Below are 26,563 nucleotides of genomic sequence, written 5' to 3'. Positions count from 1 at the left end.
GCGCGGGCTGCGGCCCGCGCCCCCGGCCCGTGCTCGCACAACCGAAAGCACAGCGCGCCACGTCATCCCGTTGTGCGGTGTGCTTTCAGTTGTGCGACCGGCCGCGACACCGCGCGCGGCGCAGCGCGCCGCGCCCGCCGCCGCGGCGCTCAGCGCGCCGCGCGAGAACCCAGCGCGCGGTCGGAGACCGTCAGCGCGGTGAGCAGGACCGCGATCCCCACGATGACCCACCCGAGGACGTGCAGGTCCGCCGTGGTCGGACCCTGGCCGAACACGCCGCCGATGAGCGACGACGCGGCGATCGCCCCGATGTAGACGCTCGTGCGCGAGAGACCGGCAGCGGTACCGATCGACTCGGGCGGGACGATCTTGTACAGCGCCGCCTGGTTCGACACCGATGCGAGTGCCTGGGGGATGCCGAACAGCGCCGGCGCCAGGGCGAGCAGCACGACGGGCGATCCGGTGTGCAGCCCGAGGAGGAGCAGCCCGCCCACGATCGGCACGACCGCGGCGACGACGAGCGGACCGCGGACCGCCGTCTTCCTGGCGACGAGGAACGACACGATCCCGGCGACGATCGCCGCGGGGAGCTGGATGTACCCGGCCTGGTCGCTCGAGTACCCCGCGACGTCCTGTACCCACTGCGAGAACCCGTACGTCATCGTGTACGCGAGCATGTAGACGAGGAACAGTCGGACGTAGGTGCGGGACAGTGCGCCGTTCCGCGCGAGCATCCGCACGTCGATGAACGGCTTCGCTGCCCGGAGCTCCCAGACGATCAGCGCCGCCAACAGCACGATCGCCACACCGAGCAGCCACCAGAGCCCGGCCGAGATGTCGAGCAGGAACACCAGGAGCGCCGACACCGTGCCCGTCATGAGCACCATGCCGAACGGGTCGAGCGCCGTCAGCACGGGGACGTCCGCGTCGTAGCGGGGTCGGAGCCGGTCGGACGGCAGCCAGAGCCCGGCGACGACGAGGCCGAACGCCGCCATCGGGACGTTCACGAGGAAGATCGCGTGCCACCCGAACGCCGCGATGAGCGCGCCGCCGAGGGGCGGCCCCGCCGCGGCGGAGACCAGCGAGGTGATCGAGAGCGCCCCGAGGACGAGCGGCGGGGTGGGTTTGCCGATCCGGGCGGAGTGCTGCCGGAGCGTGGTGAGCGCCGCCGGGTACGCGGACGAGGTCCCGATGCCGATGAGCACGCGCGCGAACACCGCGCCGCCGAACCCCGTCAGGACCTCGGGCACGACGCCGGCGATGCCGACGACGACGAGTCCTGCCATGAAGACCTTCTTCGGCCCGAACCGGTCAGCGAGCTTCCCCATCGTCGGCTGCGCGATCGCGCTCGCCAGGTACAGCGCCGCGACGAGCCAGATCGCCTGCGACGCGCCGATCCCGAGGTCGCGGGAGATCGGCGCGAGGGCGACGGAGACCATCGTCGTGTTGATCGGGTTGAGCAGTGGCCCGACGAGGATCGGGACGAGGAGCTTCGGCCCGAAGCCGGAGCCCTTCGGTTCGCGCGCCGAGGTGACGGGGGTGGGAGCGGTTGCGGTGGACGTGGTGGGGTGCCTTTTCGACGTGGTCGGGCAGGTGCGGCCTGGAGGCTCGGCGTGCGTCGGGGACGCCCGTCACGCCTGGCAGGCGGTCACCGCTCGACGAGGGTTCCGAGGATGGTGAGGGACCGCGCGACGGTCGCGCGGTCGTCGGGGTCGAGCGCGGCGAGGCGCTCGGCGAGCAGACGGGTGCGGGAACGCTGGGAGTCCTTGCGGGCAGCGTGCCCGGCCTCGGTCGCGCTGACGATCGTGCGACGGCCGTCGGTCGGGTCCTGCGTGCGCTCGACGAGCCCGAGGTCTTCCAGCGCCTGGACCGTCGCGCCCATGGACTGCGGGCGGACCCCTTCGGCGCGGGCGAGTGCCGCGGTCGTGGAGGCGCCGTCGCGGACGAGCCGTCCGAGGACTGCCGACTGTGACGCGGTGACGTCGTCGGCCTTCCCGGCGAGGAGGGTCCGGCGGATCCGGCCGTGCATGGCGAGGATCTCGTCAGCCAGGTCGGTCTCGGTCTCCACACGGCTGTTCACGTCGCCGACGCTACGCTTCGGAAGGTGAACTTGCAAGTTTACCTTCCTGTCTCGACTCAGGTGTCGAAGACGATCCGGCGCTTCGTGACGACGAACCCGGCGCGCTCGAACGCCCGGCGCATCGGGGTGTTCGCCGCGTCCGTGGTGCCGACCACCCGGGTCTCCCCGGCCTCGGCGTGGACCCGGAGCCCCTCGCCGAGGAGCGCGTCGACCACCCCGCGCCCCCGGTGCTGTGGCAGGACGCCGATGGAGCTGATCGCGGCGTCGTAGGCCGTCCGGGTGGCCAGGACGAACCCGACCGTCAGGCCGTCCGTGTCGACCGCGATCCGCCAGTCCTCGCGCCGGCCGGGCAGCGACCGGTAGAAGTCGAGGTCGTCGGCCGCGGTGCCCCTGGCGCCGAGCCGTTCGACGCTGGCGACGGTGTGCGCGTCGAGCGATCCGACCGTGACCCGGGCGAACAGGTCCGTGAACTCGGCGTCGTCGCCCTCGCGGAAGCGGAACGGACCGGTGTCCGGCACCCCCGCCGAAGGCGTCCAGGCGACGCTCACGCGCTCGGTCGTCCTGACCAGTCCTGCCGCCTGCGCTGCGTCCGCCCGCCACGAGACCGCGGCGACGGCGGACGGGTCGTCGTGCCAGTCGACCGCGACGTCGACGATCCACTCCGGGAGCACCCCGAACGCCTGCGCGCCCGTCCGGATCAGACCCGCGGCGATCGCCACGCGGTCGCCGTGCTCCGATGCGGACACGATCACGTCGTCGAGCGTGCTCGGCGCTCCCGCGTCGGCACCGCCCCACCAGATCGCCCGCCCGACCGGGCGACCGTCGCGCTCCGCGAGGAACGACCACTCCGGGCGGTGGTTCCGCGCAGCCGACTCCTGCCGGTACCGGTCCGCCACGGTCCACGCGACCGGTTCCGACGTCGAGAAGGCGAGCAGGGCCTCCAGGTCGGATCCCGTGGATGCGCGGAAGGTGAGCGTCACCGCTGGTCGGTCATCTCTTGTCTGTCATCGTCGTGACCAGGTGCTCCTGGACGTACCCGAGCCAGTCGTAGACGTCACGGAGGCCGACGGCGGCGGCCGACGCGCGCGTCGCGTCCTCCGTCGCCTGGTCCACGATCCCCAGCCGGTCCGCGATCGTCAGCCGCAGATCGGTCAGGCACCGGAGCCAGGACTGCTCGTCGGCCGCGGTGAGCGCGCCGTCCTTCGCCCCCGTGAGCCAGTCGTGGACGACCTGCGCGTTCGCGGACTTCGCCGTCCGGAGGTCGCTCTGCGTGTACCGGCGGAACTCGGCGCTCGCCGCCCGATCGCCGGGGTAGGCGTCCGGGAACATCCGGAGCGTCACCGGGTCGGAGTCCATGTCGCCGTCGAGGATCTGCCGGAGCTGCTCGGTGAGGCTCATCAGCACGTCGCGCTCGCCGGAGGCCAGGCCGAGGTGGATGCCGTCCCCTCGACGGACGAACGGGATCACGCGCGGTACCCGTTCACGCTTCGGGCGCCCGGTCGACGGTGGCCTGGAGTCCGTAGCCGTGCATCGCCTCGACGTGCCGCTCCATCTCCTCGCGGTGGCCGGTCGCCACGATCGCCCGTCCCTCGGAGTCGACCTGGTGCATCAGCCGCTCCGCCTTGGCCGCCGGGAACCCGAAGTAGCTCTGGAAGACGTAGGTGACGTAGGACATCAGGTTCACCGGGTCGTCCCAGACCACGGTGACCCACGGCACGTCGGCGCGCGTGCTCGTGGCTTCGTCCACGTCCGGCGACAGCATGGTCATCTCTCCAGGGTGACACAGGCTGGGCGGCTCGGTACGATCGTCACGTCGCGACTGGCGTTGGATGGGTCACCATCGGGAAGCGACACCTGACACGGTGCGCTGCCGTACGCCTGGGCAGCGCGCACCGACCGTCCGAGCACGACCGCATGGTCGTCCGCACACCGTAGGAGTCCCGTGTCCATCACCGATCTGCCCGCGCCGTCCGCACCGTCGAACACCGCGCAGTCCACCTTCAACGCCCCGCTCGCCGAGGTCGACCCCGAGATCGCCGCGGTCCTGCAGAACGAGCTCGGCCGCCAGCGCGACACCCTCGAGATGATCGCGTCCGAGAACTTCGTCCCGCGCGCCGTCCTCGAGTCGCAGGGCTCCGTCCTGACGAACAAGTACGCCGAGGGCTACCCGGGCAAGCGCTACTACGGCGGCTGCGAGTTCGTCGACGTCGCCGAGCAGCTCGCCATCGACCGGGCGAAGGCCCTGTTCGGTGCCGCCTACGCGAACGTGCAGCCGCACTCCGGCGCCAGTGCGAACGCCGCGGTCCTGCACGCCATCGCCTCCGCTGGCGACACGATCCTCGGCCTCGAGCTCGCCCACGGCGGCCACCTGACCCACGGCATGAAGCTCAACTTCTCCGGCCGCATCTACAACGCCGTTTCCTACGGCGTCGACCCGGAGACGTTCGAGGTCGACTACGACGACATCCGCGCGAAGGCGATCGAGCACCAGCCGAAGGTCCTCATCGCCGGCTGGTCGGCGTACCCGCGCCAGCTCGACTTCGCGAAGTTCCGCGAGATCGCGGACGAGGTCGGCGCGACCCTCTGGGTGGACATGGCGCACTTCGCCGGGCTCGTCGCCGCGGGTCTCCACCCGTCGCCGCTGCCGTACGCCCACGTCGTGTCGTCGACGGTGCACAAGACGCTCGCCGGTCCGCGCTCCGGCATCATCCTGTCCAACGAGGAGTCGCTCTTCAAGAAGCTGAACTCCGCGGTGTTCCCGGGCCAGCAGGGCGGCCCGCTCATGCACGTGATCGCCGCCAAGGCGACCGCGTTCCTGCTCGCCGGTCAGCCGGAGTTCAAGGACCGCCAGGAGCGCACGCTCCGCGGTGCTCGTCTGCTCGCCGACCGGCTCACGCAGGACGACGCGAAGGCCGCCGGCATCGACGTCCTCACCGGCGGCACCGACGTGCACCTGGTGCTCGTCGACCTGCGCGAGTCCGAGGTCGACGGCAAGCAGGCCGAGGACCTGCTGCACGAGGTCGGCATCACCGTGAACCGCAACTCGGTGCCGTTCGACCCGCGCCCGCCGATGGTCACCTCGGGTGTCCGCATCGGCACGTCGGCGCTGGCGACACGTGGCTTCGGCGACGCGGAGTTCACCGAGGTCGCGGACATCATCGCGCTGACGCTCATGCCGAACCCGGACGTGTCGGCGCTGTCCGCGCGGGTGAAGGCCCTGACCGACGCGTTCCCGCTGTACGCGTGAGCGGCGTCGTGGCAGACCTGCCGCGGGTGCTCTGGGCGGGTGAGGGCAGTGCCGTCCGCATCGACGGCACCGCCCTCGCCGCCCGGACGCTCGACGACCTGAAGGTCCGGATCGACCGGCTGCACGACCACGGGTTCCGACCAGGGCTCGGCACGATCATGGTCGGCGAGAACCCGGGCTCGGTGTCCTACGTGGCCGGGAAGCACAAGGACTCGGCACGGATCGGGCTCGACTCGGTCCGCATCGACCTCCCGTCGTCGGCGGGTCCAGCGGACATCCGGGCGGCGATCCTGCAGATGAACGACGACCCCCGGGTCACCGCGTTCATCGTGCAGCTGCCGCTGCCGCAGGGCATCGACCCGATCCCGATGCTCGAGCTGATGAACCCGGCGAAGGACGCCGACGGCCTGCACCCGACCAACCTCGGTGAGCTCGTGCTCGCGGTCCCCGGTGGTGCCGGCACGATCGACGCCCCGCTGCCGTGCACCCCGCGCGGCATCGTCGCCATGCTCGACGCCTACGGCGTCCCGATCCGCGGGCAGCACGTCACGATCATCGGGCAGGGGCTGACGGTCGGCCGGCCGCTGGGCTTGCTGCTCACCCGGCTCGAGGCCACCGCCACCCTGACGCACTCCCTGACCGAGGACGTCGCCGCAGAGTGCCGTCGCGCCGACATCATCGTCGCGGCCGCCGGTGTCGCCGGGCTCGTGCAGCCGGGATGGGTCAAGCCGGGCGCGGCCGTGATCGACGTCGGCATCAGTCGTGTGGTCGACGAGTCGACCGGCAAGGCGAAGCTGCGCGGCGACGTCGACCCCGCGGTCGCAGAGGTCGCCGGGTTCCTGTCCCCGACGCCGGGTGGCGTCGGACCGATGACCCGCGCGATGCTGATGAAGAACGTGGTCGAGGCCGCGGAGCGCCACCTGAAGTAGGCGCGCCGGGTCCGCCCCGCGATAGCGACAGTGTCCGGTTCCGCGCCGGGTCCGTCCCGCGAAAGCGACAGTTCCCCGCCGCATTCCGGCCGGGAACTGTCGCTTTCGCGTGGTCACGAGCGTGCTAGCGTCGCGCCATGGGGGAGCAACTGGTGACCGCGCCGGTCATGTCCGTCGAGGGGCGTCGATTCCGGATCCGCGGATGGATGGTCGCGGCGGTCGCCGTCGTCGCGGTGTTCGTGTTCCGTGCCGTCTCGGTCTGGAGCGCCAGCGCGGACTACGGCGGCGTCGACGCAGACGGGCACTGGATCGATGCGCAGGGTGCCGTCGTGCCGAGAGCCCCACCATCGGTGTCGGTGGTCGGACACGCGTCGCCGCTCGTCCTCGTGCTGATCGTGCTCGCCGGTGTCGTCGGTGTGACGCTCCCGGCGACGCTCTCCCGGTACGGCCGGGACCGCGCCGGGCGGATCGTCCGGGTCGTGGCACTCGTCGCGATCCCGGTGCTCGTCGTCGTCGGGGTCGGGGTGTACTCGTTCTGGCAGTCCGCGTTCGTGCTGGACCAGGTCCAGCGTCAGACGCTGCCGGTCACGTCCTTCCCGTGGGGCGGCGCGACCGTCACCGTGGAGCACATGACCCGCTGACGCGCCGCTCAGCCGTCTCGGCGCGCGCCCTGGTCCGCGTGCACGGTGAACACCGAGGGCTCCCGGTACCCGGCCTCGGCGAAGGCGGTCGTCACCGCGGCGCCGATCGCCTCGCGCTGTGCGGCATCGACGAGCGCGATCGCGGCACCCCCGAACCCGCCGCCGGTCATGCGTGCCCCGACGGCTCCGTTCGCCATCGCGGTGGTCACGGCGAGGTCGAGCTCGGGCACCGAGATCTCGAAGTCGTCGCGCATCGACGCGTGCGATGCCACGAGCAGCTCGCCGATCGCTCGCGGGCCGTGCTCACGGAGCGTACGGACGGTGTCGAGGACGCGCTGGTCCTCGGTGACGACGTGGCGCACACGGCGGAAGGTCTCGTCGTCCAGCAGCGCAGCGGCACGGGGGAGGTCGTCCACCGTCACGTCACGGAGTGCCTCGACGCCGAGCACCTGGGCGCCTCGCTCGCAGGACTCCCGACGGGCCTTGTACCCGCCGGTCGCGTGGGCGTGCTCGACGCGGGTGTCGATCACCAGCACCTCGAGTCCGTTCGCCGACAGCGCCATGTCGACCACGGCGGTGTCGAGCGTGCGGCAGTCGAGGAACACGACGGCGTCGCGCTCGCCCAGGAGCGACGCGGACTGGTCCATGATCCCGGTCGGTGCCCCGACCGCGTGGTTCTCGGAGTACTGCCCGACGCGTGCGAGCTGCTTGCGGTCGAGGCCGAGCTCCCACAGGTCGTTGAACGCCAGCGCGACGCCGCACTCGATCGCGGCGCTCGACGACAGGCCAGCACCCACGGGGACGTCGGACTCGATGAAGACGTCGAAGCCGGTCTTCTCCGACAGATCCGCGCCCTGCTCCCGGAGCGCCCACGCGATGCCGAGCACGTACGCCGACCAGCCACTCATCGCGTCCGGTTCGAGGTCGTCGAGTGCGAGCGAGACGACGGACTCCGGGTCGAAGGCCGAGGCGACACGCAGCACCCGGTCGGTCCGCGGAGCGATGGACGCCGTCGTGCGACGGTCGATCGCGAACGGCAGGACGTAGCCCTCGTTGTAGTCGGTGTGCTCACCGATCAGGTTGACGCGCCCCGGGGCGGAGTACCGCACCGTCGGCTCGTACCCGAACACCTGCTGGAACGTCATGCTCGTTCGATCCCTCCTCGGATGAACTCGGCCTGCTGCTCAGGGACGACGTCCCCGATCCAGGCCCCCATGGCGGCTTCGCTGCCGGCCAGGAACTTCAGCTTCGTCTCCGCCCGACGCGGGGACGTGATCTGCAGCATCAGCCGCACGGTGTCACGCGCGGTGTGCACCGGTGCCTGGTGCCACGCGGCGATGTAGGGCGTGGGGTCGCCGTACAGCTGGTCCATCCCGCGGGTCAGCCGCAGGTGCATGTGCGCCAGCTCGTCCTTCTCGGCATCGGTCAGGCCGGCGAAGTCCGGCACGTGGCGGTGCGGGAGCATGTGGATCTCGAGCGGCCAGCGAGCGGCGAACGGCACGAAGGCGGTGAAGTGCTTGCCGGCGAGGACGACCCGGTCGGAGTCGCGCTCGTTCGCGAGGTGCTGCTCGAACAGGTCCGGCCCGAAGCGCTCGATCGAGTCGAGGAGCCGCTGCGTGCGCGGCGTCACGTAGGGGTACGCGTAGATCTGCCCGTGGGGGTGGTGCAGCGTGACCCCGATCGCTTCGCCCCGGTTCTCGAACGGGAACACCTGCTGGATGCCGGGCATCGCGGAGAGCGCAGCAGTGCGGTCGGCCCAGGCTTCGACCACGGTGCGGGCCCGCGACTCGGAGATGGACGCGAACGACCCGGCGGTCTCGGGGGAGAAGCACACGACCTCGCACCGACCGACCGACCGGAACGTCCGGTTCAGGCCGACCTCGGTCAGCGAGTCCAGCGAGCCCGGAGCGTCGTCGGCCTGCAGTGCCGGACCGAACGAGGGCGACCGGTTCTCGAACACCGCGACGTCGTACACGCTCGGGATCTCGGACGGGTTCGCCGCGGACTGGGGTGCGAGGGGGTCCTGGTCGGCCGGGGGCAGGAACACGCGGTTCTGCCGGCTGCTGGCGATGGAGACCCACTCGCCCGTGAGGACGTCCTGGCGCATCTGCGCGGTCGCCGGCCGCGGGTCGAGGGTCCGCTCGTCGATGCGACGTTCGGCGGGCAGCGTCGTGTCCGCATCGTCGAAGTAGATGAGGTCGCGGCCGTCCGCGAGCTTCGTCGCGCGCTTGGTGATCACCGGACGAGCCTACTCGATGAACGAAGGATTGCGAAAGTGATCGGAAGCAGACGAAACTACCCGTGTGAGCGACGACGACCTCTTCCTCGCCGGCACGATGCCGGCCCCGCTGCGTCAGGAGCGCATCGTCGCCATCGTCGACGGCGCACCCGGCATGGTGCGCACGACGGCGCTCGCCGCGGCGCTCGGCACGAGTGAGGTGACCGTCCGCCAGGACCTCGCGGTCCTCGACCGGGAGGCTCGGGTCAAGCGGGTGCACGGCGGCGCGCTCCGCCTCGGGGCCGGTTCCGGCGAGCGGCCGTTCGAGGAGACCGCCGTCGAGCAGCAGGTCGCGAAGGCCGCCATCGGCCGCGCCGCGGCCGCGCTCGTGCGGTCCGGCCAGTGCGTCGTGCTCGATGTCGGCACCACCCCGGCCGCCGTGGCCGAGGCACTGGTCGCGCGCGAGGACCTCGTGGACGTCACCGTCGTCACGAACTCGCTGACGACCGCCCTCGCACTCGAACGCGCCGTCCCCCGGTTCACGGTCATCGTCACCGGCGGGACGCTCCGCCCGCTCCAGCACTCGCTCGTCGCACCCTTCAACAACACCCTGTTGCCGATGATCGCCGCCGACGTGGTGTTCCTCGGCGGGACGGGCGTGGACGTCGAGCACGGGCTGACGAACGTGAACCTGCCCGAGACCGAGGCGAAGCGCATGCTCGCCGCCCACGCCGGGCGTACGGTCGTGGTGGCGGACGGCTCGAAGTTCGGGCGCGCCCACGTCGGGGTCGTCAGCGGCCTCGGGGACATCGACGTCGTCGTGACCGCGGAAGCGCCACCGGAGCTCGTCGAGCAGGTGCGGGCCGCCGGGGTCGAGGTCGTCGTGGCAGACGGCGGACAGTCGGACACCACCGCATCGGGAAGGAACCACAGCGCATGACCGCAGCACCCACCGGGGGCCAGTACCACCTCCGTCACGCCGGCCCGGACGGGGTCGTCGAGGCGGTCGTCACCGAGGTCGCAGCCGGTATCCGCGAACTCCGGGTCGCCGGCTTCGACCTGACCGAGCCCTTCCCGGCGTCGGAGGCGCCGGCCGGTGCGAACGGCATCGTGCTCGTCCCGTGGCCGAACCGCGTCGCGGGCGGGAAGTGGGAGCTGGACGGCACGGCCCAGCAGCTCGACGTCTCCGAGCCGAAGTACGGCAACGCCTCGCACGGGCTGCTGCGGTTCTCGCCGTACCGCGTGGTGTCGCAGACGGAGACCAGCGTCCTCCAGGAGGCGACGATCCACCCGCAGCACGGTTGGCCGTTCACCCTCGAGACGCGGGTGCACCACGAGCTGGTGGACGACGGCATCCGCGTCACCCACGAGATCACGAACCGCTCCGGCGTGCGTGCCCCGTTCGCCGTCGGGGCGCACCCGTACCTGCGCGCCGGCGACACCCCGGCGGAGGACCTCGTCATCACGCTCGACGCCGCGACGGCGTTCACCGTCGACGACAAGCGCATCCCGAACGGCACCGAGCCCGTGGCGGGCACCGGTGTCGATCTCCGCGCCGGTCGTCGTGCGGGTGACTCGGACCTCGACACCGCGTACACCGACGTGACGCCGGATGCCGACGGGGTCCGGCGCACGACCATGCACGGGCCGGAGGGTGACGGCGTCCAGCTCTGGCAGGACGAGTCGTTCCCCTACGTGCAGGTGTTCACGTCGCGGGAGTTCCCGCGCGGTGACGGCAAGGGCCTGGCGGTCGCGGTCGAGCCGATGACCGCGCCCGCCGATGCCCTGAACTCCGGCGAGGGGCTCCGGTGGCTCGAACCCGACGAGACCTGGACCGGCTCGTGGGGGATCCGCCGCGTCTGGTCCTGAACCCTGGCGGGCTGATCAGCCGCGGCGCATCCGCAGGGCTTCCACCGCGAGCGATTCGGTGCCGTAGCGCCCGATCTCGTGCGCCCACGCGGGGTCGTCGCCGCGGAGGGCGATGAACTGCTTGCGCTGCCGGCACACGTAGCCGAGCACGCTGGAGGCGGTCGCGACCTCGACGAAGTCCTTGCGGATGTGCCGGGTGGTGACCTGGGCGTTCCGGCGAAGCGTGTCCAGCAGCAGCTGGTCGCTCATCGTGGTGTTGGTCGCTGCCGCGAGCTCGACGATGCGGCGCGCGTGCCCGCTGGTGCTGGACTGCGTGGCGTCGATGTGCTCGATCACGGTGTACCCCGTTCGTTCTGCTTCAGGTGGTGCTGGCGATCCACGAGGAGTGGATGCGGGAACGACACTATCGGCGGTATCCCAACAGACCGCTGAACGAGACCTGAACTGTGCAGTGCGAACGCCATGAGCTCGCTGGGGACGGTGTGTACCCCAATCGCAGCTCCGCAACACGTGTCGCTCGAACGGGGGATGTGCCGGCGTCGCCTCCGCTGGGTATGATCTCGTCACCCTGAAGAGCTCCCTGCTCGACGATCGGCAGGAGCCCAGGACCTGATGACGACCCGCGCCATCCACACCCGTCGGACGATGATCGGTCTCGCTGGCATCGGCCTCGCCGGCGCCGTCCTCGGCGAGGCGACCACCGCGTCCGCCGCATCGGCAGTGGGAGCACGGTTCACCGCGACGGCCAAGACCACCACCGACGAGCTCAACCGGTGGCTCGCCGCACGGGACTCGACGCGCATCCGTCGCCTCACGGGCGTGGTCGTCCTGACGAAGCCGCTCGTCGTCCCGGCGAACACGCTGCTCGACGCGCACGGTGCGACGATCACCGGGCCACCGACCGACAACCTGCTCCGGAACGCCGCGTCGATCGCGACGGTCGTGACGAGCGTGGCCGTGACCGCGGGCTCCCCGGTCGTCACGAGCGCGGCCGGGGTGTTCACCGCCGACATGGTCGGGCGACGCATCCAGGTCCTCGACGCCGGCTCTCGTGCGTGGCGGGCCGGCGCACCGACCTCGCTCTACGGCCGCGTGGTCACCGTCACGTCGCCGGGGCAGGCGACGCTCGACGTCCCGGCGACCTCGACCCTCACTGCGCAGGCGTACGTCTACCCCGTCGCCGACGCCGACATCACGATCCAGGGCGGCACCTGGATCAACCGCAACAAGAACTCCCTGTCGCAGAAGCTCTCCTCGCACGGGTTCCTCATCCGCCGTGCCTCGGGCGTGACCATCGCGGACCTGACGGTGAAGGGCCAGGGCGCGAAGCAGATGGGCGGCCAGTACGCGATCTGCCTCGGCGACGTGTCCGACGTGACCGTCTCGAAGATCACCTTCACCAACACGTCGTCCGACGGGCTCCACTTCCAGGGCCCTGCGTCGAAGCTCCGGATCTCGGACATCACGGGCTCGAACTCCGGCGACGACCTCGTGGCGTTCACCGGGGTCGACGGCAAGAGCAGGGACGGCTCCCGACTCGGGGACGTCGAGGGCGACATCACGGACGTCGTCCTCCGCAACGTGCGCGGGTCCGGATGCCACACGCACCTCAAGATCACGTCCGGAGTCGGCGCGGGTGACGTCCAGCGACACGTCAGCGGGTTCACGGCGACCGGCATCTCCGGAACGGTCAGCTCCGGTGGTGCTCCCGTCAACGTCGTGGACTACGCGGGGTCGACGTCCTTCTCCGGATTGATCACCGGGGTCACCGCGACACCGTCCGGAGCATCCGCGATGGTGAACGTCGGCGCATCGATCGTCGGGGACCTCGTGGTCGGTGACGTCACGTGGACCACTGCGAAGGTCCCCACGAACGGGATCGTTCGGGTGGTCCAGTCCGCCACGACCCCGACGGTCACCGCGGGCTCGGTCACCGTCCGCAACGTCGTCCGCAAGGACACCGCAGGGAAGATCACGGACACGACGGGGGCCGGCCTCGTGCTCGGCACGCGCACGCTCGGCACCCTGACCGTGTCCGGGGTCGGGTGTCCGGTACCCGCGCCGCACTTCGACTCCGTCCAGCTCGCCTCGGCGGGGATGCGGATCGACTCGGTGAGCATCGCGTCCGACTCGTCGGCGGCGCGGACGGGCAACGTGCTGGTGTTCCCGGTGTCCTCGAAGGGGTACTCGATCGGCGCCGCCACCTTCTCGTCGATCTCACGGTCGACCGGATCGCTCTGGTCCGCGGACGCCGACGGGGACGGGACCTCCACCGACATCGCGGTCCGTGGGTACTCCGGCGGGAAGGCGGTGGCGCTGCTCCGTTCCCCGGCATCGATCGGCATCGTCGACCTCGCGCAGCCGGCAGGAACCGGTGCAGCCGTCCGTCTGACCTCCGCTGCCGCGTCTCCCGTCCGGATCACGACCGAACGGTCGACGCGGCCTCCGGTGCTCGTCTCGCGGTCGGGAGCGCAGCGGGTCTCCGCATCCTCGCCGACGATCGTGGTCGACAGCTCGCTCCTGACGCCGCTCGACGGCGACGTGGTCCTCGACCCTCGCCTCGGGTCGACGCCTCAGCGGTACGACGCCGCCTCCGCGACCTGGTCGAGCGCGCAGCCCCAGCCGACCGTCCCGCAGGCCCCGACGCCCGCACCGACGACGACACAGGCGCCCGCGCCGACGCCCACCCAGACGCAGACGCCGGTTCCGACTCCCGTGCCCGCCGGCACACCTGCGCCGTCCAGCACCCCCGCCCCGTCCAGCACCCCCACGCCGTCCGCCGAGCCGGTGACTCAGGAGGGCTGACACTCCGCGGTCGTCTCCGTCAGGTCGTGCAGCGAGGCGGCGATGCGACGAGCGAGGTAGCGGTACCCGGCGTCGTCCAGGTGTTCCCCGTCGGCGGCCGCGTACGACCGACTGTTGAACTCCGTGAACCACTGCGCATCGACCGCATCGACGTAGGGCACCCCGGCTGCTCGTGCTCCGGCGCCGACGGCGTCCGAGATGTTCGTGGTGGCGGTCGAGAGCGGCGCCGGTGCCGAGGGTCCGATCGCGACGACGAGTGCGTCCGGCCACTGTTCCTCGGCCTGGCGCAGCGTCGCGGTGACGACCTTCCGGAGCTCGCGGGTGCTCACCGTCCAGTCGTTCTGGCTGCCCTGGACGAGGACGAGGTCCGGATCGAGGTCGGCGTGCGACTCGATCCGCGGCAGGTACGTGTTCTGGACGGAGTCGGTCGCCGCGCGGTTGACGTACCCGCTGCCGGGGATGCCGTCGATCGTGCTGCGCCATGACTCGTTCTCCGAGATCATCTGGGCCCAGCCGTGGTTCCCGTCCGAGGATCCCCGACCGGTCGTGTAGGAGTCGCCGACGATCAGCACGCGCGATCCCGGGTCCAGAGCTGCCTCGGCATGCGCGCTCACCGGCGTCGTGGCCGGCTGGCATGCGTCGGAGACCGACGGGAGGAGCACGACGAACGCGCCGACGCCGAGCGCCATCAGACCGAGCGCGACCGCCGAGGTCGTCGGGCGTCGCGTTCGGGTGGGCACACGACCGAGGACGGTCCTGCCACCGTCGTCGGTTCGTCTGGGCACGCGAGGATTGTACGGACGGCGGGTGGCAGCACGCTCCGTGCGCGGTGTAGGCGGCTAGTGCACGCTCTCCGCCACGCGGCGCCCGCGACGTGCTCCGCCGTCCGTACCCGACACGCGTTTCGACACCGTCTTCGCGAGTCGGTGCGCGGGCAGCTCGACGAACCGGGCGAAGAAGACCGCGACGACGAGCGCGACCGGGATCGTGATGATCGGGGTGAGCCACGGGTGTGCCGTTGGCACGAGCTGCGCGACGCTGACCGCGATGGGTTCGTGCACCAGGTAGAGACTGAACGACATCCGTCCGAGCGTGCGGGGGACGGCACCGAGCAGGACCCGCTCGGCCGGCAACCACTTGCCGGCGAGGACGACGAGCGTCGCGGCAGCGGCCGTGATGACGGTGGACTCGAAGACGGCTCCCGGCATGTCGCTGGGGATCCACCACGCACAGGTGATCCCGAGCAGCGAGGCCAGGAACAGGACCCACCCGAGCGGTCGCTTGACCGCCGGGATCCGCTCCCAGCCCGCAGCGATCGCGGATCCGACGAGGAACATCGACAGGTACGTGAGCCACTGCATGCGGAGCGGGTGCCCCGCGGTCGACAGCAACGCGGCGACGATCGCCGTGATCCACCAGTGCCTGCGCGTGAGCGCGGCGATGGACACGAACAACGGCAGGAGCAGCGAGAACGCGACCTCCCATGTCAGCGACCAGAGCGGGCTGTTCATCCTGGTGGGCGCCAAGAGGGTCAGGTCTCCGAGGAATCCACCGAGGGACAGTGGCTCGGCGTGACGAGCGACCCAGGCCGACTGCCCCGGCGCGCCCGTCCTCGGGACGGCGAGGAAGAGCAGGAGGGCGAGGAAGACCGAGGCGACGACGGGCAGGTACAGCCGGATGAACCGGCTCGGGAAGTACGCGATCCAGTCCTGTGTCCGCCGGAGTGCCGGCAGCGTGAGCACGAACCCGCTCAGCACGAAGAAGACGAAGACGGCCTCCCCGCCGGCCCAGAACGCGTGCAACGGGCTGTAGACGAGCCAACTCCTCGAGTCCGGAACGGGGAGGTGGAGGTTCCCGTTCGCGAACGACGGGATGGTGAGCAGGGAGTGGTGGACCAGGACGATGGCCGCGGCGACTCCGCGCAGGCCATCGAGCGATCCGATCCTGCCCGCAGGGCGATCGCGCATGGGGAGATCCTATGGAATCCACAGGAGAAGGCGAAACTGCGTCACGTCCGACGGTCGGATGGGAAGCCGGTGGGCGGAACCAGTGGGCCCCGTGGGGCTCGAACCCACGACCCTCGGATTAAAAGTCCGGTGCTCTACCAACTGAGCTAGAGGCCCTCGGCGTCCAGGCTACCGGGACGGGCACGCCGACAACGAACGAGTGCGCAGTACTGGGGCCTCCACGCGATGGGAGCCCCGGCTACTGCGCACTCGTTCGATCTCAGGCCGGCACCACCTCGGGCGCCGACGAGGTCAGCTCCGACGGCCGGTCAAGGTCCGGAGCAGCCAGGCGATGATCGCGATGACGAGCAGCACGACGCCGACCCACAGCAAGAACTTCAGGCTCGCGGCGAATCCGCCGACGAACAGCAGGATGACGGCGATCACGGCCAGGATGATGAGCAGGGCGTTCACGAGGGTCCTCTCTTCTACGTCCAGGAGGAGTGCCTCCCTTACGCACGAGCACGGTACCCGTCACCGCCGCTGTCCGTTCGGGGCGAACGGAGGGCGGGCGTGTCACCGGTGACGCCTACACTGCTGCGGTGCCTCGCGATCACCACCGTCCCGTCCACTTCACCGACGCCGAGTTCGCCGCCATCCAGGGTGGCGAGGACCCAGCGCTGGTGAACCGTGTCGCGCACGAGACCGCGAACGCGCTGCTCCACCGCGTCCGGCAGGACCCGGATCCCGAGGTGGTGGAGCGACTCGTGACGTACACGGACGTGCACGGCATCGAGGCCGTGGCGGAGCTCTGGGCCCGCGTGGGAGCGCACACCCTGCCAGGCGCGCTCTGGCGGATCTACCTCATGCGGACGGTGATCCGGCAGAACCCGGACGAGATCGCGTTCCTCTTCACGCGCGGGACGGAGCGCATCGGCACGATCGACCAGGCCGTCGCGGGGGCTGAGGCACCGACGGGGCCCGCCGAGATCCTGACGCTCGCGGACAGCATCCTGCACGGCCTCTACACCGGCGACTTCGCGGTCGCGCTCGACCGCGGCGCCGCGTTCTGCCGCCTCGCCGCAGCGGGAGCCACGAGCGTCGCCGACGACTCGGACCTCACGGCAGCGGAGCGGGCGAGCGTGCTGACGGTCCGTGCCTTCCGGCTGTCCGAGCTGGCGGAGGACCTGTCCGCGGCTGCTGCGCTGTGGCGCCGCGACGCCCTGGACTGAGCCGACCACCCGACGAAACCGGGGCGGAAGACCTGCACCGAGCCTCCAGACCGGATGACCGGAGGCCGGACCAACCGGAGACCGGAAGACCGGTCAGAGGGCAGAGAAAAACCGGGCCGCAGAAGCGCCTCTCGGCGCGAGGCCGCTCGAAGCGGCGAATTTTGGAGCCCGGGGCTTGCTGCGGCCCGGCGACATCGATTCTACGAGACACCTGCCGTGCGCGCGCCCGTGTTCACTCTCGGTGGACACATCGATCTCGGGCGCGCCCTGAACGCGTGACGATCCTCGCCGGGATCCCGAGCAATCCGACTGGACGAGGGTGCCGAATCATCAGCGTGACGGATCCCATGGGCCGCCACACAGCGAGGGCTCCCCGTGCGACCCGACCCGGCTCACCCGGCCGGAGTAATTCCCTGCGGATCGCACGGGACCCTCGCTGCCAAGAACCGCAGCATGGAGCAACCCGGACACCGGAAGGAGGAAAACCTGCAATGCTTGCCATCGTGGAACGCGACACCGAACGCTGGAGCTCGACCGAGCCGGTTCCGTCGTCGCCGGATTCCCTCCTCCTCCGCGTCGCCCAGGGCGACCAGCAGGCCTTCTCGGAGCTCTACGACGAACTCGCCGGCCGCGTCCTCGGACTCATCACGCGCCTCCTCAAGGACCGTGCCCAGTCCGAAGAGGTCGCACAAGAGGTCTTCCTCGAGGTCTGGCAGCAGGCCGCCAAGTTCGACACCACCCGGGGCAGCGCCTCGAGCTGGGTGCTGACGATGGCCCACCGCCGCGCGGTGGACCGGGTGCGTGCCGCGCAGGCCTCCCGTGACCGCGACACCAAGATCGGGATCCGCGACTTCGAGTCCGGCTTCGACCAGGTGTCCGAGTCCGTCGAGATCCGGATCGAGCACGAACGGGTCAGCAGGGCACTGGCCCGCCTGACCGAGTTCCAGCGGCAGGCCGTCCAGATGTCTTACTACGGCGGCTACTCGCACAGCGAGATGGCCGAGCTCCTCGGGGTGCCGATCGGCACCGTGAAGACCCGTCTCCGCGACGGGATGATCAGACTGCGCGACGAGATGGGAGTGGCGTCATGACCGAACGACACGACGATCCCGCACTCCTCACGGGTGCGTACGCGCTCGACGCGCTGAGCGACGCCGAGCGACGCGAGGTCGAAGCGGCACTCGCCGAGTTCCCGGAACTCCGTGCAGAGGCCGACTCGCTCTCCGAGACCGCCAGGGCCCTGGCCTACGCGGTCGAGCCGATCGAGCCGCCGGCATCCCTCAAGGCCTCGCTGATGGCCGCGATCCAGACCACGCCGCAGGTCGCTCCCGACACCGGTCGGGCTGCGCAGTCGGTCCCCGCCACCGTCCAGGAGGCTCCGATCGCCTCCGTCACGGACGTCACCTCCGGGGGTGGCTCGGCCAGTGCCGCGGCTCGCCGTCGGTGGTTCCAGCGTCCGGCAGCAATGCTCGGTGCCGCTGCTGCGGTCGGTGTCGTGTTCCTCGGCGTCGGACTCGGCGCGGGTGGGGCGATCTTCGGCCAGGACTCCGGCCCGGGGACCAGCGCGTCCCAGGCGGCGTCCGGCCTCGATCAGATCTACGCCGCTGCCGACTTCAAGCGCTCCACCTCCCCGGTGACCGGCGGTGGCTCTGCCACGGTCGTGTGGTCGGACCAGCTCGGCAAGTCCGCCGTCATCCTCGACGGGGTGGCCGCTGCACCGAAGGACAAGACCTACCAGCTCTGGTACATCGGCTCCGAGGCGTCTGGCGGCACGATCGAGTCCGCCGGCCTGATGAACGACGTCGACGGCGGTGTCCGCTCGGCCGTGCTGAGCGGTGCGAAGTCCGCGGGCGCGGCGGTCGGCATCACGATCGAGCCCGCCGGTGGGTCGAAGCAGCCGACGACGACACCGATCGTCGCGGTGCCCACGGCGTAGGTCCGTCCGCGCCCTTCGCCGGGCGTCCGCACGCGTGCTGGCGTCGGGATCCGACTCGGAACGACGAAGTCGCTGTCGTACGACAGCGACTTCGTCGTTCGTTGCGTGCGCCGACCCCTGGCACCCGCAAACGGCGACAACGCCGATGTCGTACGACGTCGGCGTTGTCGTTCCGAGTCAGCGCGAGACCGACCCAAGAACCCGCACGCTCACCCGAAGCGGCCGGAGACGTAGTCCTCGGTGGCCTGCACGGACGGGTTCGAGAACATCGTCGCGGTGTCGTCGAACTCGATGAGCTTCCCGGGAGCACCCGTGCCGGCGATGTTGAAGAACGCCGTCTTGTCGCTCACGCGCGAGGCCTGCTGCATGTTGTGGGTCACGATCACGATCGTGAACTCCTTCTTCAGCTCCTCGATGAGGTCCTCGATCGCGAGCGTGGAGATCGGGTCGAGCGCCGAGCAGGGCTCGTCCATCAGGAGCACGTCGGGCTGCACGGCGATGGCCCGCGCGATGCAGAGACGCTGCTGCTGACCGCCGGACAGGCCCATGCCGGGCTTGTCGAGGCGGTCCTTGACCTCGTTCCAGAGGTTCGCGCCCTGCAGGGAACGCTCGACGATGTCGTCGGCCTCGGACTTCGAGATGCGCTTGTTGTTGAGCTTCACGCCCGCGAGGACGTTGTCCTTGATGGACATCGTGGGGAACGGGTTCGGACGCTGGAACACCATGCCGACCTGACGGCGGACGATGACGGGGTCGACGCCGGGGGCGTAGAGGTCGTCGCCGTCCACCTTCACGGAGCCCTCGACGTACGCGCCGGGAATGACCTCGTGCATGCGGTTGAGCGTGCGGAGGAACGTGGACTTGCCGCAACCGGACGGGCCGATGAACGCGGTGACGGTGCGGGGCTCGATCGTCATGTCGACGCCCTCGACCGCCTTGAACTTCGAGTAGTAGACGTTGAGGCCGTCGACCTCGATGCGCTTGGACACAGTGGACCTTCCGGAGGTTCTAGCGGGAGAGCTTGGGGGCGAAGAGGCGGGTGATGAAGCGGGCCAGCAGGTTGAGCACCATCACGATGAGGATGAGCACGAGCGCCGCGGTCCAGGCCCGGTCGACGAACGGTACCGGGTTGGCGCCCTGCTGCGAGTACTGCGTGTACGCGAACACCGGCAGCGTCATCATCGGGTTCTTGAACAGGTCGTAGTTCATGCTCGTCGTGAACCCGGCGGTGACCAGCAGGGGAGCCGTCTCACCGATGACGCGGGCGATGGCGAGCATGACACCCGTCGTGATGCCGGCGAGGGAGGTGGGGAGGACGACCTTGATGATCGTGAGCCACTTCGGCACACCGAGGGCGTAGGACGCCTCGCGGAGCTCCATCGGGACGATCTTCAGCACCTCCTCGGTGGAGCGGACGACGATCGGGATCATCAGGACCGCGAGGGCGACCGAGCCGACCAGGCCGAACCGGGCGCCGGGGCCGAGGAACAGCGCGAAGAGCGAGTAGGCGAACAGACCGGCGACGATCGACGGGATGCCGGTCATGACGTCGACGAAGAACGTGATGCCGCGTGCCAGGGGTCCGCGGCCGTACTCGACCAGGTAGATCGAGGTCAGTAGGCCGATCGGCACGGCCATGAGCGCCGCGAACAAGGTGATCTCGAGCGTGCCGATCAGGGCGTGCAGTGCGCCGCCGCCGACCGAGATGACGCCGCGCATCGAGTACGAGAAGAACGCCGCGTCGAAGCGGGCGAGACCGTCCGCGAGGACCGTGTACAGCAGCGAGACCAGCGGCAGGACGGCGATGACGAAGGCCGTGACGACGAGCGATGTGATCAGCCGGTCGACCGCCTTGCGCCCGCCCTCGACGATCCGCGAGACGACCACGATGAGGACGTCGAACAGGACCGTACCGAGGAACAGCGCGGCGACGATGTTGAAGTCCTTGACGGCGCCGCCGGCGTTGAGCAGCGCGAAGACGAGGGCGAGCGCGACCCAGCTCCCGCCGAGGAGCAGCCACGGGACGGACTTGTGGAGCTTCCCGTTGGCGAAGACGTTGCCGGAGGACTGACGGAGTGCGAGGGACATCGGGGTGCGACCTCTCAGCTGACGCGCTTGCGCACGATGTACCGCGCGAGCATGTTGATGACCAGGGTGATGACGAAGAGGATCAGACCCGATGCGATCAGCGCGTTCAGGGCGGTTCCGGATGCCTCGGCGAACTGCAGGGCGATGTTCGCCGCGATCGTGGAGGGGTTCAGCGACGTGAGCAGCTGGAAGGTGACGTTCGTCGACACCGACAGCACCAGCGCGATCGCCATCGTCTCGCCGAGCGCCCGACCGAGGCCGAGCATGATCGCGGACACGATGCCGGACTTGGCGAACGGCAGGACCGACAGGCGGATCATCTCCCAGCGCGTGGCGCCGAGCGCGAGCGCCGCCTCTTCGTTGAGGGTCGGCGCCTGCAGGAAGATCTCGCGCATGACGGCGGTCATGATCGGGATCGCCATGACCGCGAGCACGATCGACGCGGTGAGGATGGTGCGTCCGGTGCCGGAGATCTGTCCGGAGAACAGCGGGAACCACCCGAGGTACTCGTTGAGGAACGAGTAGAACGGCTGCACGAACCGGGCGAGCACCACGATGCCCCAGAGGCCGTAGACGACCGAGGGGACCGCGGCCAGCAGGTCGATGACGTAGCCGAGCACCGGCGCGATGCGGCGCGGTGCGAAGTGCGAGATGAAGAGCGCGATCCCGATGGAGAGCGGCACGGCCATCACGAGCGCGAGGAGCGCGGACCAGACGGTACCGAAGACGAGGGGCCCGACGTAGTCCCAGAAGTTCGCCGCCTGGTTCGGCAGCTCGCCGACCTTCGCGGAGAAGGCGGGGATGCTCTGCCACACGAGGAAGGCCGCGACGAGCGCGAGCACGACGAGGATGAGTCCGCCGGAGATCACCGATGCGGCGGAGAAGACCCGGTCGCCGACGCGGACGACGGCCTTCGGCTTCGGGGTGGTCGTTGACCCTGGGTGGGCCGGTGCTGTCGTCATGGGACGTGGGACTCCTGTCGGGTGACGGGGAAGTGCCCGGGTGCCGGTCGGTGGACCGGCACCCGGGCGTTCAGGAGGTGCTACTTGATGGACGCGACCGCGTCAGCGGCCTTCTTCGCGAGGTCGCTCGAGAGGGCGGCCGACTTGGCCTCCGTCGCGGCGGCCTTCTGCGCGTCGTCCGAGACCACGTACGTCAGGTAGGACTTCACGAGGTCGGCCTTGGCCGAGTCCTTGTACTCCTGGCACGCGATGGCGTAGGAGACGAGGACGAGCGGCCATGCGCCCTTGGCGGTGTCCTTGCGGTCGATGTCGATCGCCAGGTCGTTGGTCTCGCGACCCGACACGGTCTTCGAGTCGGCGACGACCTGAGCGGCGCCCTCGGCCGAGATCTTCGTGGCGGTGTCGCCGACCATGAGCTTGGCCTTGTCGAGGTCACCGGCGCCGGAGTCGTCGATGTAGGTGATGGCGTTCGAGGCGCCCTGCATGGCCGAGGCCACACCCGAGGTGCCCTTCGCGCTGTCGCCGACCTGGTACGGGTAGGTCTGGCTCGGGGCCTCGGTCCAGACGTCGCCGGCGTTCGCCGAGACGTACTCGGAGAAGTTCTGCGTGGTGCCCGAGTCGTCGGAGCGGTGCACGACCGTGATGTTGGCGTCCGGCAGCTTCGCGCCGTCGTTGAGCGCCGCGATCTGCGAGTCGTTCCACTTGGTGATCTTGCCGGAGAAGATGCCGGCGATCGTCTTCGCGTCGAGCGTCAGGTCCTTGACGCCGTCGACCTTGTAGGCGATGGCGATCGGGGAGATGTAGACCGGGACGTCGATGGCCTTCGAGTCCGCGGCGCAGAGGCCGAAGGAGCCGGAGAGCTCCTCGTCCGAGAGCGCGGCGTCGGAGCCGGCGAAGTCCGCGGCACCCGAGATGAAGTTCTTGCGACCGGCGCCGGAGCCGTCGGGCGAGTAGTTCACCGTGACGCCGGAGGCCTGGTCCTGGAAGCCGGCGGCCCAGGTGGCCTCGGCGGTCTGCTGGGCGGAGGAGCCCGATCCGGTGAGGGTGCCGGAGAGCTTCGAGTAGTCGACACCCGAGGCCGAAGCCGACGAGGTGCTGCCCGCGCCGCCTTCGTTCGCCGCGCACGAGGAGAGCACGACCGCGCCGGCGATCGCGATTGCCGCGACCGTACCGATTCGCTTGATGTTCACAGGGGTCCCTTCGGGAATGTGGAGTGCAGGTGGGACCGCTGCTGGTCCCCGGGCCGGTGCCGACCCGGGAGCGACTGTAGGGACGCGAAGTGACCGGGATCACGCCCACTGGTGAACGGGAGGTGAACGACGGGTTGTCCCCGCGCGGAACGCGCGCACGGGTGCGGATCCGGGGGCATGCTCGGGAACAGCGTGCCCAGGAGCGGACGGGAGGCCCGGCTCGGCAGGGCGCGCCGCAGGACCCCGGCACGTGGCCGGGAGCGCGGGCCCCGCCCGCGCTGTGCGCCTCAGGCGGAGACCGGGTTGCGGTGCGTCTCCACGGCCACGAGTTGCCCGTCGGCGATGTGCATCACCGAGAAGTCGCCGACCGAGAGCATCGCGGCACGACGGAGGTCGAACCGGCCGCTGTCGTCGGCGGTCGCGGTGGCGATGCGCGCGATGATGTCCGGGACGACCGGCCCGTGCGAGCACAGCACGGCAGTCTTCCCCTTCTCGAGCCGCTTGCGCACGACGCCCTTGACGTCGGCAGCACCCTGGTCGTGGGCGTCCTGGCTGATGTCCGGCGTGCTGGAGACACCGAGCTTCGTCGTGTCCGAGAGTGGCTCGACGGTCGCCAGGCACCGGGCGGCCGTGCTGCTCAGGATCTTGCGCGGCCCGAAGGCGGCGACCGGCGACGCCACGGCCTTGGCCTGCGAACGGCCGACGGGCAGCAGCGGACGGGTGGCGTCGGGTCCCTGCCAGTCCGAGCCCGGGATGGTCTTGGCGTGCCGGAGCGTGATGAGCGCGAACGTCCGGTGGTGCCCGACCTCGGCGCGGGCGGCGAAGCGGTCGAGGATCTCGACGTCACGCGCGTACGTCAGGCGGGTGCGGGCCTGGTCGATCGTGACCCACTCGAGCGCGGCGACCTCGTCGTTGGGCCGGAACTCCCCAGCGCGCTCGTACTCCTTGTTGGAGACCCGAGCCGACCAGTAGTGCACGACCTTGTCGCGGCCGTTCGGGAGCACGTACTCCGCGACGCCGAGCGGTGCGCCGAGGTGCACGCGGTAGCCGGTCTCCTCGTGGACCTCGCGCACGGCCGTCGTCGGGACCGCTTCGCCGGGGTCGACCTTGCCCTTGGGGAGGGAGACGTCCTTGTGGTGCTCACGGTGGATGAGCAGCACGAGCGGGACGCCGTCCTGCTCACGCCAGACCACCGCTCCCGCCGCGACGACGGGACCCGTGGGACCGCCGCTCACCGAGTGGAACGCTTCCGCGCAGAGATCTTCCGCATGAGGACATTCTGCACGTCGTCGAGGGGCCGTCCGTCGTCGTCGGTGGAGTGGCGCGTCCACTCGCCGTCCGACTCGAGGTGCCAGGAGCTCGTCGTCTCGGCCATCGCCAGGTCGAAGATCTCCTGGATCTCGTTGACGTGCGCCGGGTCCGACATCCGTACGAGTGCCTCGACGCGACGGTCCAGGTTGCGGTGCATCATGTCGGCGCTGCCGATGAACACGTACGGATCGCCCTCGTTGTGGAACGCGAACGCGCGGGAGTGCTCGAGGTACCGGCCGACGACGCTGCGGACACGGATCGTCTCGCTGACCCCCTCGATGCCCGGCTTCAGGGAGCAGATGCCTCGGACCAGGATGTCCACGGGCACACCGGCCTGGCTCGCCAGGTAGAGCGCGTCGATGATCTGCTCGTCCACCATCGAGTTGACCTTGATGCGGATGCCGGACGGCTTGCCGGCCGCGGCGTTGTCGGTCTCGACCTGGATGCGCTTGAGCAGGCCCTTCCGCAGGTGCAGCGGCGCGACGAGCAGCCGCTTGAACTTCTTCTCGATCGCGTACCCGGAGAGCTCGTTGAACAGGCGCGTGAGGTCCTTGCCGACGGTGTCGTCCGCGGTGAACAGCCCCATGTCCTCGTAGATGCGCGAGGTCTTCGGGTTGTAGTTGCCCGTCCCGATGTGGCTGTAGTGCTTGAGTGTCCCGCCCTCCTGCCGGATGACGAGCACCAGCTTGGAGTGCGTCTTCAGCCCGACCAGGCCGTACACGACGTGCACGCCGGCCTTCTCGAGCTTCCGCGCCCACGTGATGTTGTTCTGCTCGTCGAAGCGCGCCTTGATCTCCACCAGCGCCAGGACCTGCTTGCCGGCGGCCGCGGCGTCGATGAGGGCCTCGACGATGGGGGAGTCACCGGAGGTCCGGTAGAGCGTCTGCTTGATGGCGAGCACGTTCGGGTCGGCGGCGGCCTGCTCGAGGAACGCCTGGACGCTCGTCGCGAAGGACTCGTACGGGTGGTGCACGAGGACGTCCCGCGACGCGATCGCACGGAACAGGTCCGGCTTCGTGTTCGGCTCGCCCGGCTGGAACTGCACGGGCGTGGTCGGGACGTGCTTCGGGTAGTGCAGGTCGGGGCGGCTGATCTTCGAGATCTCGAACAGGCAGCCGAGGTCGAGCGGTGACGGCAGCCGGTAGACCTCTTGTTCAGTGATGTCGAGCTCGCGGACGAGCAGGTCGAGCGTCACCGGGTCCATGTCCTCGGTGATCTCGAGGCGGATGGGCGGCCCGAACCGACGACGGAGGAGCTCGCGCTCGAGGGCCTGGATGAGGTTCTCGGCCTCGTCCTCCTCGATCTCCACGTCCTCGTTGCGGGTGACCCGGAACACGTGGTGCTCGAGCACCTCCATGCCGGGGAACAGGTCGTCGAGGTGGTTCGCGATGAGGTCCTCGAGCGGGATGAACCGCATGCGGCCGGAGTTGTCGTCGGGCAGCTTGATCAGTCGGGAGAAGTTCTGCGGCACCTTGAGGCGCGCGAACTCCTGCCGCTGCGACTTCGGGTTCCGCACCCGCACGGCCAGGTTGAGCGACAGGCCGGAGATGTAGGGGAACGGGTGCGCCGGGTCGACCGCGAGCGGCATGAGCACCGGGAAGATCTGCTCGGCGAAGTACTCGCGCATCCGGAGCCGGTCGGCCTCTGCCAGGTCGGACCAGTGCTCGATGTGGATGCCGGCGGCGTCGAGGTCGGGCTTGAGCGACCCCATGAACGCCTGCGCGTGCCGGTCCTGCAGCTCGTGCGCCTTCGTCGCGATGTCGCGGAGGACGTCGCTCGGGGCGCGGCCGACGTTCGTGGGCACCGCGATGCCGGTGTCGATGCGGCGCTTGAGGCCCGCGACCCTGACCATGAAGAACTCGTCGAGGTTGGACGCGAAGATCGCCAGGAAGTTGGCGCGTTCGAGCAGGGGTACCGTGCGGTCCTCGCCGAGCTCGAGCACGCGCTGGTTGAACCGGAGCCAGCTCAGTTCACGGTCGAAGTATCGATCCGAGGGGAGGGACTCGTGCTCGATCTCCACGACCTCGTCGAAGTCGTCGAGGTCGGGCGCGACGGAGTCGCCGTCGAGCTGCGGTTCGGTGTCCATGCCCACATCCTGCCACCCGGACG

At 70.1% G+C, this 26,563-nt stretch carries 26 protein-coding genes, 1 tRNA gene and 1 riboswitch; of the genes, 9 read left to right on the top strand and 18 right to left on the bottom strand.

What is annotated here, in order from left to right; all coding sequences use genetic code 11:
• Positions 1–149: 149 nt before the first annotated feature.
• The 5 genes from AAEP80_RS00840 to clpS all read right to left on the bottom strand — a co-directional run bounded on the left by AAEP80_RS00840 (position 150) and on the right by clpS (position 3,848).
• Positions 150–1,463: an MFS transporter gene (locus tag AAEP80_RS00840; protein ID WP_420366830.1), complete on the bottom strand. Its 1,314-nt coding sequence runs from the start codon at positions 1,461–1,463 to the stop codon at positions 150–152.
• A gap of 185 nt (positions 1,464–1,648) precedes the next feature.
• Positions 1,649–2,080: a MarR family winged helix-turn-helix transcriptional regulator gene (locus AAEP80_RS00835; RefSeq protein WP_420365604.1), complete on the bottom strand. Its 432-nt coding sequence runs from the start codon at positions 2,078–2,080 to the stop codon at positions 1,649–1,651.
• Positions 2,081–2,136: 56 nt separating this feature from the next.
• Positions 2,137–3,060, bottom strand: a complete 924-nt coding sequence (locus AAEP80_RS00830; RefSeq protein WP_420365603.1) for a GNAT family N-acetyltransferase — start codon at positions 3,058–3,060, stop codon at positions 2,137–2,139.
• A 10-nt stretch (positions 3,061–3,070) separates the two neighbouring features.
• Positions 3,071–3,547: a DUF2017 family protein gene (locus AAEP80_RS00825; RefSeq protein ID WP_420365602.1), complete on the bottom strand. Its 477-nt coding sequence runs from the start codon at positions 3,545–3,547 to the stop codon at positions 3,071–3,073.
• A gap of 13 nt (positions 3,548–3,560) precedes the next feature.
• Positions 3,561–3,848: an ATP-dependent Clp protease adapter ClpS gene (clpS, locus tag AAEP80_RS00820; protein WP_420365601.1), complete on the bottom strand. Its 288-nt coding sequence runs from the start codon at positions 3,846–3,848 to the stop codon at positions 3,561–3,563.
• Positions 3,849–3,885: 37 nt separating this feature from the next.
• Positions 3,886–3,971, top strand: a riboswitch (ZMP/ZTP riboswitch).
• Positions 3,972–4,022: 51 nt separating this feature from the next.
• On the opposite strand from clpS, the gene glyA reads away from it, so the two are divergent.
• The 3 genes from glyA (at position 4,023) to AAEP80_RS00805 (ending at position 6,897) form a co-directional block, all read left to right on the top strand.
• Positions 4,023–5,327 carry a serine hydroxymethyltransferase gene (gene glyA, locus AAEP80_RS00815; RefSeq protein ID WP_420365600.1) on the top strand — a complete coding sequence of 435 codons (1,305 nt, stop codon included), beginning with the start codon at positions 4,023–4,025 and terminating at the stop codon, positions 5,325–5,327.
• A gap of 26 nt (positions 5,328–5,353) precedes the next feature.
• On the top strand, positions 5,354–6,256 hold the full coding sequence (locus tag AAEP80_RS00810; protein ID WP_420366829.1) for a tetrahydrofolate dehydrogenase/cyclohydrolase catalytic domain-containing protein: 903 nt from the start codon (positions 5,354–5,356) through the stop codon (positions 6,254–6,256).
• A 137-nt stretch (positions 6,257–6,393) separates the two neighbouring features.
• Positions 6,394–6,897 carry a hypothetical protein gene (locus AAEP80_RS00805; protein ID WP_420365599.1) on the top strand — a complete coding sequence of 168 codons (504 nt, stop codon included), beginning with the start codon at positions 6,394–6,396 and terminating at the stop codon, positions 6,895–6,897.
• Between the two features lie 8 nt (positions 6,898–6,905).
• Here AAEP80_RS00805 and galK read toward each other — a convergent pair whose 3' ends face one another.
• On the bottom strand, positions 6,906–8,042 hold the full coding sequence (gene galK / locus AAEP80_RS00800) for a galactokinase (RefSeq protein WP_420365598.1): 1,137 nt from the start codon (positions 8,040–8,042) through the stop codon (positions 6,906–6,908).
• Positions 8,039–9,136, bottom strand: coding sequence for a galactose-1-phosphate uridylyltransferase (gene galT, locus AAEP80_RS00795; RefSeq protein ID WP_420365597.1), 1,098 nt, complete (start codon positions 9,134–9,136; stop codon positions 8,039–8,041). The genes galK and galT overlap by 4 nt, the downstream gene beginning before the upstream one ends.
• A 64-nt stretch (positions 9,137–9,200) precedes the next feature.
• On the opposite strand from galT, the gene AAEP80_RS00790 reads away from it, so the two are divergent.
• The gene (locus AAEP80_RS00790) at positions 9,201–10,055 is read left to right on the top strand and encodes a DeoR/GlpR family DNA-binding transcription regulator (protein WP_420365596.1); all 855 of its coding nucleotides are present in this window, start codon (positions 9,201–9,203) and stop codon (positions 10,053–10,055) included.
• Complete coding sequence (locus AAEP80_RS00785; RefSeq protein WP_420365595.1) at positions 10,052–10,984, top strand: aldose 1-epimerase family protein; 933 nt, start codon at positions 10,052–10,054, stop codon at positions 10,982–10,984. The genes AAEP80_RS00790 and AAEP80_RS00785 overlap by 4 nt, the downstream gene beginning before the upstream one ends.
• Before the next feature lie 15 nt (positions 10,985–10,999).
• On the opposite strand, the gene AAEP80_RS00780 is transcribed toward AAEP80_RS00785, so the two are convergent.
• On the bottom strand, positions 11,000–11,320 hold the full coding sequence (locus AAEP80_RS00780) for a hypothetical protein (RefSeq protein WP_420365594.1): 321 nt from the start codon (positions 11,318–11,320) through the stop codon (positions 11,000–11,002).
• Positions 11,321–11,596: 276 nt separating this feature from the next.
• On the opposite strand from AAEP80_RS00780, the gene AAEP80_RS00775 reads away from it, so the two are divergent.
• A complete protein-coding gene (locus tag AAEP80_RS00775) occupies positions 11,597–13,789 on the top strand; it encodes a hypothetical protein (protein WP_420365593.1) in 2,193 nt (730 codons plus the stop codon).
• Here the strand turns inward: AAEP80_RS00775 and AAEP80_RS00770 are convergent.
• From AAEP80_RS00770 to AAEP80_RS00755, 4 genes are all read right to left on the bottom strand, one after another.
• Entirely contained in the window at positions 13,777–14,574 is a 798-nt protein-coding gene (locus AAEP80_RS00770; protein WP_420365592.1) for an SGNH/GDSL hydrolase family protein, read from the bottom strand. The genes AAEP80_RS00775 and AAEP80_RS00770 overlap by 13 nt on opposite strands.
• Before the next feature lie 54 nt (positions 14,575–14,628).
• A complete protein-coding gene (locus tag AAEP80_RS00765) occupies positions 14,629–15,756 on the bottom strand; it encodes an acyltransferase family protein (RefSeq protein WP_420365591.1) in 1,128 nt (375 codons plus the stop codon).
• Positions 15,757–15,839: 83 nt separating this feature from the next.
• Positions 15,840–15,912: transfer RNA gene (locus AAEP80_RS00760), tRNA-Lys, on the bottom strand.
• Between the two features lie 135 nt (positions 15,913–16,047).
• Positions 16,048–16,209: a hypothetical protein gene (locus AAEP80_RS00755; RefSeq protein ID WP_165931368.1), complete on the bottom strand. Its 162-nt coding sequence runs from the start codon at positions 16,207–16,209 to the stop codon at positions 16,048–16,050.
• 128 nt (positions 16,210–16,337) lie between these two features.
• Here AAEP80_RS00755 and AAEP80_RS00750 point away from each other — a divergent pair, with 128 nt between their 5' ends.
• The 3 genes from AAEP80_RS00750 to AAEP80_RS00740 all read left to right on the top strand — a co-directional run bounded on the left by AAEP80_RS00750 (position 16,338) and on the right by AAEP80_RS00740 (position 18,903).
• The gene (locus tag AAEP80_RS00750) at positions 16,338–16,967 is read left to right on the top strand and encodes a DNA-directed RNA polymerase subunit beta (RefSeq protein WP_420365590.1); all 630 of its coding nucleotides are present in this window, start codon (positions 16,338–16,340) and stop codon (positions 16,965–16,967) included.
• 491 nt (positions 16,968–17,458) lie between these two features.
• Positions 17,459–18,058, top strand: a complete 600-nt coding sequence (sigK, locus tag AAEP80_RS00745) for an ECF RNA polymerase sigma factor SigK (RefSeq protein WP_281265889.1) — start codon at positions 17,459–17,461, stop codon at positions 18,056–18,058.
• Entirely contained in the window at positions 18,055–18,903 is an 849-nt protein-coding gene (locus tag AAEP80_RS00740; RefSeq protein WP_420365589.1) for an anti-sigma factor, read from the top strand. Before sigK ends, AAEP80_RS00740 begins: the two co-directional genes overlap by 4 nt.
• A gap of 209 nt (positions 18,904–19,112) precedes the next feature.
• Here AAEP80_RS00740 and pstB read toward each other — a convergent pair whose 3' ends face one another.
• The 6 genes from pstB to AAEP80_RS00710 all read right to left on the bottom strand — a co-directional run bounded on the left by pstB (position 19,113) and on the right by AAEP80_RS00710 (position 26,540).
• Positions 19,113–19,892 carry a phosphate ABC transporter ATP-binding protein PstB gene (gene pstB, locus AAEP80_RS00735; RefSeq protein ID WP_281265887.1) on the bottom strand — a complete coding sequence of 260 codons (780 nt, stop codon included), beginning with the start codon at positions 19,890–19,892 and terminating at the stop codon, positions 19,113–19,115.
• A 19-nt stretch (positions 19,893–19,911) separates the two neighbouring features.
• Positions 19,912–20,991, bottom strand: a complete 1,080-nt coding sequence (gene pstA, locus AAEP80_RS00730; RefSeq protein ID WP_413600873.1) for a phosphate ABC transporter permease PstA — start codon at positions 20,989–20,991, stop codon at positions 19,912–19,914.
• Positions 20,992–21,005: 14 nt separating this feature from the next.
• Positions 21,006–21,953 (bottom strand): phosphate ABC transporter permease subunit PstC, encoded by a 948-nt coding sequence (gene pstC / locus AAEP80_RS00725; RefSeq protein ID WP_413600874.1) that lies wholly within the window; start codon positions 21,951–21,953, stop codon positions 21,006–21,008.
• Between the two features lie 80 nt (positions 21,954–22,033).
• On the bottom strand, positions 22,034–23,143 hold the full coding sequence (locus tag AAEP80_RS00720) for a phosphate ABC transporter substrate-binding protein PstS (protein WP_420365588.1): 1,110 nt from the start codon (positions 23,141–23,143) through the stop codon (positions 22,034–22,036).
• A 287-nt stretch (positions 23,144–23,430) separates the two neighbouring features.
• Positions 23,431–24,378 carry an NUDIX hydrolase gene (locus AAEP80_RS00715; RefSeq protein WP_413600876.1) on the bottom strand — a complete coding sequence of 316 codons (948 nt, stop codon included), beginning with the start codon at positions 24,376–24,378 and terminating at the stop codon, positions 23,431–23,433.
• The gene (locus AAEP80_RS00710) at positions 24,375–26,540 is read right to left on the bottom strand and encodes an RNA degradosome polyphosphate kinase (RefSeq protein ID WP_281265882.1); all 2,166 of its coding nucleotides are present in this window, start codon (positions 26,538–26,540) and stop codon (positions 24,375–24,377) included. Before AAEP80_RS00710 ends, AAEP80_RS00715 begins: the two co-directional genes overlap by 4 nt.
• Positions 26,541–26,563: the final 23 nt, after the last annotated feature.

Origin of the sequence: Curtobacterium sp. L3-7 (assembly GCF_048756585.1) — a bacterium.
Classification (GTDB): domain Bacteria; phylum Actinomycetota; class Actinomycetes; order Actinomycetales; family Microbacteriaceae; genus Curtobacterium.
Note: the sequence above shows the minus strand (reverse complement) of the source record. Positions and strands in the feature narration are given on the sequence as shown.

What these genes read in the sequence shown, in the direction of transcription:
- clpS (WP_420365601.1), bottom strand. Translation starts at nt 3,848, where the DNA reads ATGACCATGCTGTCGCCGGACGTGGACGAAGCCACGAGCACGCGCGCC.
- AAEP80_RS00805 (WP_420365599.1), top strand. Translation starts at nt 6,394, where the DNA reads ATGGGGGAGCAACTGGTGACCGCGCCGGTCATGTCCGTCGAGGGGCGT.
- galK (WP_420365598.1), bottom strand. Translation starts at nt 8,042, where the DNA reads ATGACGTTCCAGCAGGTGTTCGGGTACGAGCCGACGGTGCGGTACTCC.
- AAEP80_RS00785 (WP_420365595.1), top strand. Translation starts at nt 10,052, where the DNA reads ATGACCGCAGCACCCACCGGGGGCCAGTACCACCTCCGTCACGCCGGC.
- AAEP80_RS00775 (WP_420365593.1), top strand. Translation starts at nt 11,597, where the DNA reads ATGACGACCCGCGCCATCCACACCCGTCGGACGATGATCGGTCTCGCT.
- AAEP80_RS00765 (WP_420365591.1), bottom strand. Translation starts at nt 15,756, where the DNA reads ATGCGCGATCGCCCTGCGGGCAGGATCGGATCGCTCGATGGCCTGCGC.
- sigK (WP_281265889.1), top strand. Translation starts at nt 17,459, where the DNA reads ATGCTTGCCATCGTGGAACGCGACACCGAACGCTGGAGCTCGACCGAG.
- AAEP80_RS00740 (WP_420365589.1), top strand. Translation starts at nt 18,055, where the DNA reads ATGACCGAACGACACGACGATCCCGCACTCCTCACGGGTGCGTACGCG.
- pstA (WP_413600873.1), bottom strand. Translation starts at nt 20,991, where the DNA reads ATGTCCCTCGCACTCCGTCAGTCCTCCGGCAACGTCTTCGCCAACGGG.
- pstC (WP_413600874.1), bottom strand. Translation starts at nt 21,953, where the DNA reads ATGACGACAGCACCGGCCCACCCAGGGTCAACGACCACCCCGAAGCCG.
- AAEP80_RS00710 (WP_281265882.1), bottom strand. Translation starts at nt 26,540, where the DNA reads ATGGACACCGAACCGCAGCTCGACGGCGACTCCGTCGCGCCCGACCTC.